The organism is Peijinzhouia sedimentorum, assembly GCF_049340005.1.
Lineage (GTDB): Bacteria > Bacteroidota > Bacteroidia > Cytophagales > Cyclobacteriaceae > CAXBDP01.
This window is the reverse complement of record NZ_JBMPIY010000009.1, coordinates 52142-65404: the sequence shown is the minus strand read 5'-3', so window position 1 is coordinate 65404 and position 13263 is coordinate 52142. Positions and strand designations below refer to the sequence as shown.

At 37.5% G+C, this 13263-nt stretch carries 7 protein-coding genes; 1 reads left to right on the top strand and 6 read right to left on the bottom strand.

Annotated elements, in window-relative coordinates:
* The 5 genes from ACOXY8_RS12555 to ACOXY8_RS12535 all read right to left on the bottom strand — a co-directional run bounded on the left by ACOXY8_RS12555 (window position 1) and on the right by ACOXY8_RS12535 (window position 9270).
* Complete coding sequence (locus ACOXY8_RS12555; RefSeq protein WP_458331948.1) at window positions 1–1626, bottom strand: SulP family inorganic anion transporter; 1626 nt, start codon at window positions 1624–1626, stop codon at window positions 1–3.
* Between the two features lie 3 nt (window positions 1627–1629).
* A complete protein-coding gene (locus ACOXY8_RS12550; RefSeq protein WP_458331947.1) occupies window positions 1630–3501 on the bottom strand; it encodes a proton-conducting transporter transmembrane domain-containing protein in 1872 nt (623 codons plus the stop codon).
* Between the two features lies 1 nt (window position 3502).
* Window positions 3503–6025: a YbcC family protein gene (locus tag ACOXY8_RS12545; RefSeq protein ID WP_458331946.1), complete on the bottom strand. Its 2523-nt coding sequence runs from the start codon at window positions 6023–6025 to the stop codon at window positions 3503–3505.
* 101 nt (window positions 6026–6126) lie between these two features.
* Window positions 6127–6534, bottom strand: a complete 408-nt coding sequence (locus tag ACOXY8_RS12540) for a hypothetical protein (RefSeq protein WP_458331945.1) — start codon at window positions 6532–6534, stop codon at window positions 6127–6129.
* Between the two features lie 252 nt (window positions 6535–6786).
* Window positions 6787–9270, bottom strand: a complete 2484-nt coding sequence (locus ACOXY8_RS12535) for a zinc-dependent metalloprotease (protein ID WP_458331944.1) — start codon at window positions 9268–9270, stop codon at window positions 6787–6789.
* A 164-nt stretch (window positions 9271–9434) separates the two neighbouring features.
* On the opposite strand from ACOXY8_RS12535, the gene ACOXY8_RS12530 reads away from it, so the two are divergent.
* A complete protein-coding gene (locus ACOXY8_RS12530; protein ID WP_458331943.1) occupies window positions 9435–12248 on the top strand; it encodes a prolyl oligopeptidase family serine peptidase in 2814 nt (937 codons plus the stop codon).
* A gap of 32 nt (window positions 12249–12280) precedes the next feature.
* Here ACOXY8_RS12530 and ACOXY8_RS12525 read toward each other — a convergent pair whose 3' ends face one another.
* A complete protein-coding gene (locus tag ACOXY8_RS12525; RefSeq protein ID WP_458331942.1) occupies window positions 12281–13030 on the bottom strand; it encodes a hypothetical protein in 750 nt (249 codons plus the stop codon).
* Window positions 13031–13263 lie beyond the last annotated feature (233 nt).

Genomic DNA, 13263 nt, shown 5'->3' with positions numbered 1-13263 from the left:
TTAATAATTAATTACTTTTCTAGCGGAAAGAGCATGCTTTGCCACTGGAGTTAGGTGGTCCATACCAATTAAGGCTACAGTTCCTCCCGCTTCTTCATAATCATGCTTAAAGTGAGTTATTTGTTCCATGAAAGTGTGATCTATTAGCTTAGCAAGCTGAAAGTCTACTACTACATTTTTACCTAAGGGTAATGCATCAATTTGTCTTTTGAAGCCAAGGTAGTTTGTGAAAATGGCGGCATTTTTAGCACTAAACCGTATTTCACTCTCAGTTTCACTTTTATGGAAATCAGATTTGAATAAAGATTTGAATGGAACCCCACGATATAGATGTACTGCTATTTCCATTATTATACCAGCAGCTATACCTACTAATAAGTCCTCAGCTAATGTTACTACAATGGTGGTCAGGAATACAATAAGTTGTTCTTTGCCAACATTGAGTGTTTCCTTAAAGAGCTTCGGAGAGGCAAGTCTAAATCCCGTAAATATCAACATAGCGGCAAGAGCTGTTAGCGGAATTCGGTGAATTAGATCTGGGAAAAATGCGACAAATACAAGTAGAAATAGACCATGGAAGAAATTGCTCCATCGAGTCTTTGCACCACTACCAACATTGGCAGAGCTACGAACTACTTCAGCAATCATAGGCAAGCCACCAATTAAACCAGAAAGAGTATTTCCTGCTCCAACGGCGAGTAAATCCCTATTAGAATTAGATTTTCGTCTATATGGGTCTAATCCATCTACAGCTTTTACTGTAAGAAGTGACTCCAAGCTTCCTACCAAGGCAAACATGACCACATATTTGAGAGAGGTCATGCTCACGATTTCACCAAAGTCTGGGAAAGTAATTCCATCTAAAATGTTACTAGGAAGAGTAACTAAAAACTTCGGCCCAACAAAATAGTGGTGATCAAGAAAAAGATATTCATGTTGGTGGTTTAAGTCAAAAAAGGTTCCCAAAGGCATTGCTATCAAAAGCACTAGCATGGGAGTAGGAATTACTTTTGCCCACTTATACTTAACTAATGGTAAGCCAAATAGGATAATTAAACTAATTCCTCCAATTAATGCGATTTCAGGATTAAGGTTCGATAGCATTTTGGGTATTTCCAATAACAAGGCTATCGGGTTTCCATTATCAGGAGTTACTCCCAGCATTACTGGGATTTGCTTAGCTATGATTATAATACCAATTGCTGCGAGCATTCCATGTACTGCAGCGGTAGGGAAAAAATCTACAAACCTCCCAAGCTTTAAAAGCCCAAACAAAATCTGAACAATTCCTGCAATTACAACAATGGCCAGAGTGTACTTATACCCTGCCAATGCGTCGCCTTGTCCAAGTTCCATAACAGCTGCCATAGCAATCGCAATGAGACCAGCTGCGGGGCCTTTGATGGATATCCGAGAACCCATAATTGGACTTACAACTAAGCCACCTATAATGGCAGTGATTATTCCACCGATAGGTGGAAAGCCACTAGCCATAGCAATACCCAAACAAAGTGGTAGTGCAATTAGAAATACTAAGAAGCCGGATAGCATGTCTTCTTTCCAATTTTCTTTTAATCCTAAAATTCCATCCTTAGGCTTGATCAGTTTATTATTTATGATTTTCATGTTTTAATTCGTTAGTGGTGAAGTACTTTGAAGGTTTAATTCTTGGTGCCCAAGAAATACTCGAGCGTAAATTCTAATAGCTGAAATTCCATTTAAAATGAAAATAAGCGCTACCAATAAGGCTAAGACGACTTGTCCTTCTTGGATGTGGGTCAAGATTAAATCTTCTCCAAAAAAGGTAGTGGTAATAGGAAATCCAGCAATGCCTAAACAGCTGAGAAAGAAAATCATAGCCAATGATTTATGGCGTTGAATTAATCCATGAAAGCTGTTTAAACCTATATTCTGGTTTTCAAGAGTTTTAATTTTATTTAAACAATAGTAGCCGATCAAGCCTGAAACTATGACTCCACTCAAATATACCAAGGCTTCTTTTCCATCGAAGTGGTCATTTAACGTGATAGCCAAGTCGACAAAGAAGTGAGCCAAAACAATCAATATCCAAGCGAGTCTAGAGCTGGTTCTTTCATTGTATGATTTGGCAACCATTATCAAAGCCAAAAAGGCAATAATTACCGCTAGATAATTTTTTGCCCCAGTGGGTATTGGTGTATTCAAATATGTAATTACAAACCCAATAATATAAAGCGGAATAAAGAAGTAAAAGAGGTTCTTCAGATTGATGAATACCAATGACTTCCGCATCCATTTTAAAGGTCTAAAAACAAGCTTAAAAATAACTGTATCTAAATTCCACTCTTTCAGTGACCAGAGATAAACAGCATTTTTAACCTTTGTAAATAATCCATTTGGATCCGATTGTTTTTCAGGTGTGTAGTTATAAAATTGCTCTCGAATTAAATAAGTAACCACTGAAGGTGAAATCAATAATTGGTAGGTTCTTAAAAACGCATTCCCTGCAAAATGGACAAGCGCTAGGATTTCCCAACCAATAGAAATTTCAATAAATATTATACCTATTTGAGCTGCTGAGCCATATGCAATTTGGCTTTTTATGGTGGATTGTACTCGCGCAATTAAAGAAAGGATAATTGCTGAGAATAGCCCTAAAATTGCAATCAACCACCTTATTGACTCTTGATGTTCCCAAAATGGAAAGGTTCTCATTAATAAAAACGCACCAATATGTACTGAAAGTGAACCATAAAAGATTGCACTTGATGGTGTAGGTCCCTCCATTGCTCTAGGAAGCCATGCTGAGAAAGGTAACTGAGCAGATTTCGCAGCGGCTGCTATCAAAATCATAAGAGAAATAAATACACCAATATTGCTATGGTTTAGCAATTGATCATGTACTAAGTTAAAGTTAGCTAGCTTAATAAAAGTGACATTCTCGTGCCATAAATGATGGCTCATCCACATTGCTAAAAGAATTCCAACATCACCTATTCGATAAATGGTAAACACTTTTAGTGCATTTTTTACCGGTAAATAACGGGTGCGGTAAAACGCAATTAAAAGAAAGGATGAAATTCCTAAAACTTCCCATCCAATAAATAGCGTTTCGAAATTTCCTGAAAGGGTAGTGAAGTTGTAGCCTAAATAGAAAAAGAGGATAGTGCCAAAAAATCTTTTGTAACCAGATTCTCTATGCATATAGGACCTACTATAAATAGTGACGAGGAAGGTGAGAATTGCACCAACTAAGAGATATACAGCAGTCACTCTATCGAAGTAAAATTCTAAAAAGAAGTCATAAGATTGGTCTTTGTATAAGGATATTGCTCCTATACTAAAGACTGGAAATGAATTCCATACCCAGTATGCAATAAAACCTAATGCAGAAACTAAGCTTAAGCCAACTGTAAAGAATGCTACTTTCGACAGATAGGATTCATGAGTCGATTTTATACTCATTGTAACCAAAAAGCCTAATACTGGTAGCAATAAGAAAAGATAGATGAATTTTTCCATTTTAAACTAGCTCCATTAAAACAGGTAAATTATCTTGACTCTCTTTGATAAAGGAAAGTATCTCATCTGTAATTTGAGGCTTGGTATTAAGTGGGAGGTATTCAGAAATTTTCCCATCCTTATAGCGAAGGATTTTGTTCGAATAAGGATCTTTAATAGCCAGTAAAATCCATTCATTTTGGAACCACTCAAAGGTGCTTGGATTCCTTTGAATAGTTTCTAACACAACATTAGGGCTGTGTTCAATAATGAAAAGAATGCGAATGGGATCATGCACTTCTATCATTTGACTTGGAAGTCCCGGCCTCAAATCACCATCAATTCCGTTAGAAACTGCAAATAGGCCAACCACATTATGAGGTAATTTGGTGCCAGCGCCGAGTTTCTGCTGATCAACTCTTGAGAAATAGTATTCAAGATTGATTCCTCCGCAAACAGGAGCTGCTGCATTCAAAATACTAAGTAGTAATTTTCCTTCAGGATCCTGTCTATAATCATAAGAATTCATAAACGGTCTTCGATCCAAAAACAACTTTTTAGTGAGTGACCCTCGACCAATAATGCAAAGCGCATTAGTCGCATGGTTTAGCTCTGGCCTTGGTTCAAAAAGGGAAACCGATCTCTTTTTAACTTCTTTATGAATAGCATTTAGCGATTGATGGATGTCAACTGTACTAAACCTTCTCGCCCTTTCTCTAGCATTTTCTAAGAGTGCTTTTTCAAAAACATAATTATTTTGCTGATGTACACCTACATGCTCTTGAGGGATTAATTCTTCATCATAAAATTCAATCTCATCACGCGTTGTATCATGCATTCCCCCAATGAAATAGGTTGATTTAGGTATGATTAAACCTTCTTTAGAAAGAATCTCCCTTACATCTTTGTGATTTGCCATATAGGAAAATACACGGGCATTTACTGCTCCAGGTCTACCACAGCATGCCCCACAATCATACCCAGCATAATGAGTATTGTTGACAGAACTTGCTCCATGACCAATAATGTAAATTAAAGGAGCAAAATCTTCTGCCAAACCAATGCTCCTGAGTGTATTCGATACCCGAGTGGCCATCTCCTGAATACTAAACCCAATTTGAAGTCCATCTATAGATTCACCGGTTTTTTCAATAGACAATTTGGAATGTTTGTCCATGTGTTGAAAAGAATAGGCAGTAGCAGGACTAATTGAAGGTTTGAAAATATTTATAAAGAGTTTGAAAGCTGACCAAAATCCAAGTGTCTGGGAGATTAACCATCCCGCTAAAGGCCGATGAGAATTCCTATTATAATGAGCGTCCACTAAGTGGTGATCCTTACTTCGATCTTGCTCCCTAATCAAAAATTTAGGAGTAACAGGCGCTGGACAAGCTTTAGTATAAAACTTTCCATTTTCAGGCTGAAAATAGAATTCCACGCCAAAAAATCCGGGAGTTCCAAAGGTCTCACTTTTCTTGTCTATGCTTTCAATGTATCTCCTTAATGAGTATTCTCTATCGTCAATGCAGAATAAAGCTTGAAAGGATTTCTTTTCTTCATTTTCTGGATGTTTTGATAGCTTAATACTAGCTATTACATCATCAAAATAGCTCCACTCAAAAGCGTTTTGCCAAATACTGAGGACCTCATAAATTTCGCTATATTCAACAGACTTAAATATAGGAGTAATGGGTTCAGATAGCTGTTCTGATAGAGGTTTCCAATTCGTCCCAAACTTCTGATCAAGAGCATCTAATTCTAACAGAAGCTCCAGGAAAATCATATCGTGCAATGAGATGACTTTCTGGTTTAATAATGTTTCAGGAGAATTTTCAACTGTTGAAACCATTCCAGACCATCCAGGGTGAGCAAATTGTTGATCGAACAAATAGTGCTCAAAAAGACTCTCCTCACCAACTATTAGCTGCAACAAATCTTTTAATGTGTGAGAGTTTTCTAATAGGATCTTCCTAGGTCGATTTGTTTTAAAAAGACTCGTAAAACCGTTTTTCTCTAAACCTCTTATAGAGTCCAAAAAACCTTTAGTCGATTGCGGGAAGGCCCAAATTGAAATGCCTTGATCCAAATAGGCCGAAAGTAATCTGAATAAAAAGGGGTGGACAACTTTGTCTAAATTGATTTTGTACAAATCTTTCCAAGAACTTCTTAAATGACCGATTCGAGAAGTTAAGTCTTGTTCATAGGGATGAAATAACAACTTTTGTTTCCAGTCATTACTATTAGCGATTTTGAGTTTAGTATCAACATTAGGGTCTTGAAGGATTTTTTCCTCAATTACATTATTCAGAATGTCTTCCCTTATCTTTCCTTCAGAGTGCAATTTCCGATATTCTTCAAGTGATAAGTAGGTCTTGTATCCAAATATTTGTGAAGCATTTTGTAATGCGCTATGAAATTTCTCATGCTGAAATGCATGTAAGGTATTGTGATGAACAAAATCTTTTAAAGGAGCTTGAGCTGGCAAATAGTGCCCAAGTTTATGCAAAGAGTTTTGCTCATCAAATTCTATGGTGTTAGGTTCCACAAACTTGATTTTTTTAAGTGTAATTAATTTATTTCCAATGTTTTAGGAAATAGAAAGCCTGTTGTCTAAATAGATTTTCAGGTGATTGAAAACTTAAAAAATCAGCTTAGGAAGCTTTTCCAACAATGGAAAAGTAAATAGAGTGGAATGCTTTTTAACCCATAAAATATGGGTGTGGAAATGAAGTTTGTAGATAAACAAAATAAATCTACTCGTGGGTTTTGATTAAAATCATGACTACTAATATCATCTTCGTCACTGTCTTTTTCTCTGTTTTCTTCCTCATTTTCTCCATTGTCGGAAAATGGAGAATCCTTTTGAGGTGAATTGGGAATGTCTGACTTATCATTATCAATCTCAGTGCCATTGCTAGAGGTATTGTCACCATTTATCTCTAAAGAGAAACCTGATACGATTGATTGTGATTGTGGAAAATCACTAGCTGTGGAATAAGCTGGAAAGTTTAATAGGAGAATTCCTACAACTAAACAACTTAAAAGATTAAACAAATAGTTTTGCTTAAGAGGCACTGAAAATAATTTTATGGGACAAATTTAGACTATTGATTTTGTCTTCAAAGGAAATATCAATAAAATTTATTAAAAGACCCATTTCATTTTTGAATGCTTGTAAATCAATCGCATAAGATTTGTAGCATTGAAACTATGCTTTACGTATTCTGATATTTTTTCAGAAAATAAATAGGCTGTCTCATTAAGTAATAAGACAGCCCATTAAGCCTAATTGATAAGCTCAATTAATTAGTTATTAATATCAACAAAGTTGCAATAGTCCATTGCGTCCATCCCGATAGGTGCGCCAGGAGGAGCGGAAGGAACATTTGGGGCGATGAGTTTATCAGGTGATTCTTTGAAGTTCTTTATTGTTTGAGCTAAAGACATATAGTGTGCTTTTTTATCAGCTGCTGAATTTGAATTCATACTTGCTGTAAGTTGTGCTTCTAACTGATGCACCGCAAATGCAGCTTGTTCTCGCACCTGCGCACTTGTACGAGTATTCATCGATAGGCTCATGAGTTTATGTAATACCAAATGATTGATAGACTTATGAATTTCACCTGTTAAACCTCCCGCTATATTAGCGTTGATAGTAGCTTTCATCACTTCATCGATTACTTGTAAGAATGATGGCATTTGTGAATTTCTAGCATTTAATTCAATAACTCTGGCCATACGTTCATGATGAAAAAGCATATCTAATGACATAGAAGCTGCAGTTTCTGCCACAGCTAATGGGTCGAATGTTACACCAGTTCTGGAAGGGAAAGTTTCTCTTCCACCTCCAAAACCAATTGGACGAGGAGGAATTTGTTGAATTAAATTTTCTGGTAAAGCCAAGGCAGTTGGTGCAAGGGTTTTAATAATTGAGTTCAATGCTTCTCTTTGCATCGCTGGATCAACCATTTTGGTAGTTATTTGTCCATCGCCTTTGAGTGCATAGCTATATTCCACACCACCAATCACTTTTGCAGCAGCTTCTACTTGGTATCTGTGAAGTAGATAAACGGGTACTAGTACATCTTCTATCGTTGCCATTGGCATGCCTGATTTGATGTTGTTTTCGCCAAAGTTGTCTAAGGCAATTTTTCTCACTTCCATTAATCTATCCAACTCTTTGGCAGCACTTTGGCCATTATCCCACAGGTGGGTAGTTGGATGCGCCGACCCTAAAGGGCGAGCATCTTGGTCAGAAAGAAAAGAGATCCCATTGTCATTTGCATCCATCAATATTTTTTCAAGTTCTGCATCTTGATCTACATTGCTTGGGAATTGGCGATAGCCATAATTGATAGCTACTTTATCCCATGCGCCAATTTTTTGATCATAAGCATTTGCCAAGCTTAGTTTGCCAGTGCCCATTATCATCACTTTTGGATGCGGATAATCCATAACAGAAGCATCGCCTTGTGCACTTGAAATGTAATTGTGTGCCAAGCCAATAGTATGACCAATTTCGTGAGCGGAAAGCTGTCTTAATCTTTGTATAGCCATTTGCTCCATTTCTGGATTAGCTTCTCTGCCTTCTTCATAAGGAGCAAGAAGTCCTTCTGCAATCATGTAATCCTGCCTTACTCTAAGAGAGCCAAGGGTTACATGGCCTTTCAATATTTCTCCAGTTCGTGGGTCGGTGATGGATGCGCCATAGGACCAACCACGCGTTGAGCGATGCACCCATTGGATCATATTGTAACGAATATCCATTGGGTCAGCACCTTCTGGTAGCATTTCTACTTGGAATGCATCAATAAAACCGGCTGCTTCAAAAGCTTGATTCCACCAACGACCACCATCTAGCAATGCAGAACGAACTGGCTCAGGTGTGCCAGGATCTAAGTAATAGATTATTGGCTCTACAGCTTCGCTCATTTCTGCATTTGGATTTTTCTTGATAAGTCGATGGCGGTTGATTACACGCTGTACAATTGATTCATCTATTGGCACTCCTAGATCTACATAGCTGGTGGAGAAATAGCCTGCACGTGGATCGAACTTACGAGGTTGAAAATTATTGTCGGGCAATTCTACAAAAGAATGGTGCATGCGTAAAGTGATAGCTTCGGCACTTGGTGTAACGGAACGAACTAATCCACCTCCCGCTTCTCCTGTAAAGGTTGTGGTCACTTCAAATTCTGTATTCTTAGGGAAGTTTTTTGTGCGCGGGAGGTAAATGGCACTTCTACTTTTATCTAAACTGTAACTGCCTTGATTGCTTCTTCTCAAAGTACTAGCAACTCCATGAGCATCGCTTATCAACAAGCCAGATAAGTCAACAAGCACATCTCCGTCTTCTTCGGCCACTATATCGAAAGAAGCCAAAGTAGAAGTAGCAAATGCTTGCTCCACTGCTGCTTTTTCCGCTGGATTATCAGTTGTAGCTCTGTAGTCATAGTTGGGTTGTACCATGAAAACCTTCGGACCCACTCTTTCGAATTTTACGATAGCTTTCTTGCCCAATTGGCCACGATCCAAACCAATATCATTGGAACCCAGACCAGCGGGAAGGGATGTGTAGTACAAAATTTCCTCATCGAATTTATTGATTTTGAGAAACAATTTACCTGTACTTTCTTCCCAATAAAATGGCAGAAAGCCATCGTAGGCAGTCATTGATTTCGTTTTTTCTGAGATTTTGGTTTGCTGACCAAGAGTAGGTAAGGCCAAGCTGCATATTAGAATCAAGGACAGAAATTGCCTTGAAAATATGCTTTGAATATAATTCTTCATTGTAATGGGTTATGGTTGATCGATATGATGATAAATGTGAAATGATAATCAAAATTGAAATTTACTAATTACCAATCAAAAATGGTTTTTATGAAGGGTTTAATTTAATTAACTTTCCATCTTTAAATTTAATTATAAACCCAATTCAACCCATAACTTAACGCATGAATAAAATTTTATCACTATTTATGTGCTTGGTGATTTTTCCGTCATTGATAATGGCGCAAGGAAAAAAACCATTGACGCATGATGTTTATGACGAATGGAAAAGCCTTGGCTCTACAAGTCTTTCCAATGATGGCAATTGGTTGCATTTCACAATTAATCCTCAAGAGGGAGATAATGTGCTTGAAGTAAAGCAATTAAATGGTACAGCAAGTTACAAGATAGATCGTGCTGTAAATCCAAACTTCACAAATGATAATCGTTTTGTGATTTTTGTAATTAAGCCTCAAGAAGACCTTGTAAAAGAATTAAAGCTTAAAAAGACTAAAGCTGCGGATATGCCAAAGGACTCTTTGGGAATCTTAAACTTGCAAAATGGTGAGCTTGTGAAAAAGCCTATGGTTAAAGGTTATAAGCTTCCAAAGGATGGATCGGGATGGCTTGTGTACCAAACTGAGCCAGGTGCAAATAAGGCGGAAGCAGCTGAAGAAACATCAGGTGATGAAAAACCTAAAAAGCCGGCGCCAAAAGCAAAAGGTAGTGAATTAGTATTGAGAAACTTGGCTACTGGAGAAGAGCAAATAGTTGAGCGTACTGCTGAATACATTTTTACTGAGCCAGGAAATAGAGTGTATTTCACCAAAGTAGAAGATGATTCTGTAAAAAATGCAGGTGTTTGGTATTTTGACACACAGTCAAAAGCATTAGCTGCCATTGATACTGGCCTTACTGAATACAAAGGAATTACAGCATATAAGGATGGTTTGAAGCTAGGTTGGCATGCAACTGCCGATAGCACTAAAGCAAAGGAGAAGTATTACAGCTTATTTTATTGGGACAATGCCGCTAATGATAGTCGCAAATTAGTGGACACTCTGACTCAGGGTGTGCCGGAGCGATGGGTGGTTAGTGACAATGGAAATATCAATTTCTCCGATAATGGTAATAGAATTTTCTTTGCTACGGCACCACGTCCACCAAAATTCGATTACGAACAAGACACTACAATTCTAGATGAAGACCGAGTGAAAGTTGACGTTTGGTCATGGACAGATGAAGCCATTCAGCCGATGCAGAAAGTGCAATTGAATCGCGAATTGAGGAGAACATATTTGGCAGTTTATCATTTGAATTCTAATAAGGTAGTTCAATTGGAAGATGAAGACTTTAATTCTGTAAGCCTAGATCCAGATCGCAAATTTGACATTGCAATTGCTACCGATGATAGCAAATACAGATATAATTACTCATGGGATATCCAATTGCCAAGAGACGTTTATACTGTAGATTTGAATACAGGAAATCGTAAATTTATTTTTACAGCACAAGGATATCCGCAAGCTTCGCCTAATGGAAAATATCTAGCTTGGTATGAGCCTACTGATAGTACATGGTATTCGTACACAATAGCTAGTGGTGCTAAAAAAGCGCTTACTGCAGACTTGGATGTCAATTTCTATGATGAAATCCATGATTCACCATCATTACCTGGAGGATATGGTAGCGCAGGTTGGTTAGAAGATGAAACAGCTATTTTGGTTTATGATCGCCATGATATCTGGAAGTTAGATCCTTCAATGGCAATTGCTCCAGTAAACCTCACAAATGGCCATGGACGTGCCAATGATTTGAGATACCGTTATGCAAGATTGGATTTTGAAGAAAGAAGTATTCCTACTTCTGGCAAATGGTACTTGAGTACTTTCCATTATACCAATAAGCAATCCGGCTACTCAAGTATGAATGCAAATACCAAAGCTAACCCTACAAGTATTGTAATGGGTGATTACTCAATGTATGGTATGCGCAAAGCAAAGGATTCCGATAGGGTGATTTTTAACAGATCTACATTCACGGAATACGGAGAAGTGTATGCAACCAATTTGCAGTTTCAGAACCCTCGCAAAATGAGTATTACAAATCCTCAGCAAAGTGAATACAATTGGGGTACTATTGAGTTGGTAGAATATACGAGCTTACAAGGCGATCGCTTGCAAGGCTTACTTATCAAGCCTGAGAATTTCGATCCTAACAAGAAGTATCCATTGATATCCTATTTCTATGAGCGTAGTTCTGATGGCTTGCATTCATATAGATCGCCAGCTCCAAGTGCTTCTACTATCAACCTTACTTATTTTGCCAGCAATGGCTACATTGTATTTGTACCAGATATCAAATACGATTTGGGTCTTCCAGGACCAAGTGCCTATGACTGTATTGTTCCAGGTGTATTGAGTATCGTAGATCGTGGTTTTGTAGATAAAGACAACATGGCAATCCAAGGTCAGTCTTGGGGTGGTTATCAAGTAGCTTATTTGGTTACGCAAACCAATATGTTCAAAGCTGCAGGCAGTGGTGCGCCAGTGGTGAATATGACTTCTGCTTATGGTGGTATCCGCTGGGGTACTGGTATGAGTCGTATGTTCCAATATGAGCAAACACAAAGCCGTATCGGTGGTACACTTTGGGAAAAACCTTGGTATTATGTAGAAAACTCACCTCTATTCTATGCAGACAGAATTAAAACGCCACTTTTGATAATGGCAAACGACGAAGATGGCGCTGTGCCTTGGTATCAAGGTATTGAATTTTACATGGCACTTCGTAGAAATAATGTGCCAAGTTGGTTGCTAGTTTATAATGGCGAAGATCACAACTTGCGCTTGCGTAAAAACCGCAAAGATTTGTCCATCAGATTATCACAATTCTTCGATCATTATCTGAAAGGAGAACCAATGCCTTATTGGATGAAATATGGTATTCCAGCAACCGAAAAAGGCAAAACAATGAGATATGAATTGACAGAAGAGTAATTAGTCAATCAGAAATAAAGTAAAAATGACCGCTAATTTTGGCGGTCATTTTTATTTTGTAAGTCAAGGTAATAAGCAATGACTTTTCGGAAATCTCTTTCCTTGCTAAGGTCTAATTGATTTTTGAATGTATAGTCAAAAAGTAACCTTTTCCTGATCCCAAGCTGTTTGGCAAGCCTACCTGGTTTTTGCGGGAGGATGGAAGTCTCTCCATTTTTAATCAGAAAGTATTGGTCAATTTTGCTGTACTCATCATTGGTACGTGTTTTATATGCTCCTTCTGATTGTCTTGCGAAAAACACACTTTTAGTTTTTCTTAAGATTAGTATGTCTTCATTTTCGGCGATTACTTGAAAAAAACCTGTGTATTCTTTTTTTCCGTGAACTACATTTTCTCTTCTGAAATACTGTAATCCTCTATCATCCTCAGGCACCATGATAAAGGATGAAATTACTCCTTGCGATAGAAATAGCGGTGAACCATCTAGTCTATGCAGATACTTTACTTCATCATAAAAAGCGTCGTAATTGAGTCCGGCATTTGGAATGGTATCTCCACTAAAAAGGATAATTACGCCCGGTGCCCAGAACTCATTAAGAAATGGACTGCCTTGAATACCTCTGTTACCCTGATTAAAGGTGCGAACAAGTCCATTTGCATTATTAATATCGCCAAGGGTATTGAGATTATTTTGAGCATCTAATGCTTGAAGGGTTTGTGCTTGGAGATTTGTGGTATTCAAACCAACCACCACAATCGTCCAAAGTATTGATTTCCACATGATACATTTAAATTTCTTATTGGAATTAATGATAGCTAATTTCTAAAAGGAATCAAAAAATATCTCATAAATCCTCCCGCTGATTGCTAGAATTTACTTTAAAGGCAGAAATTGATATTTGAAATATAGTGAGAGGAAAAGTTTTAGTTTCTATTCCATCATCTGCATTTGTGTTTTCATTTTAATAGCCACAACATTTTTCCTTTATGTACCCATTCTAAGATTAACTTTAA

Coding starts and splice junctions, on each gene's coding strand:
- ACOXY8_RS12525 (WP_458331942.1), bottom strand. CDS start 13,030: ATGTGGAAATCAATACTTTGGACGATTGTGGTGGTTGGTTTGAATACC.
- ACOXY8_RS12530 (WP_458331943.1), top strand. CDS start 9,435: ATGAATAAAATTTTATCACTATTTATGTGCTTGGTGATTTTTCCGTCA.
- ACOXY8_RS12535 (WP_458331944.1), bottom strand. CDS start 9,270: ATGAAGAATTATATTCAAAGCATATTTTCAAGGCAATTTCTGTCCTTG.
- ACOXY8_RS12555 (WP_458331948.1), bottom strand. CDS start 1,626: ATGAAAATCATAAATAATAAACTGATCAAGCCTAAGGATGGAATTTTA.
- ACOXY8_RS12550 (WP_458331947.1), bottom strand. CDS start 3,501: ATGGAAAAATTCATCTATCTTTTCTTATTGCTACCAGTATTAGGCTTT.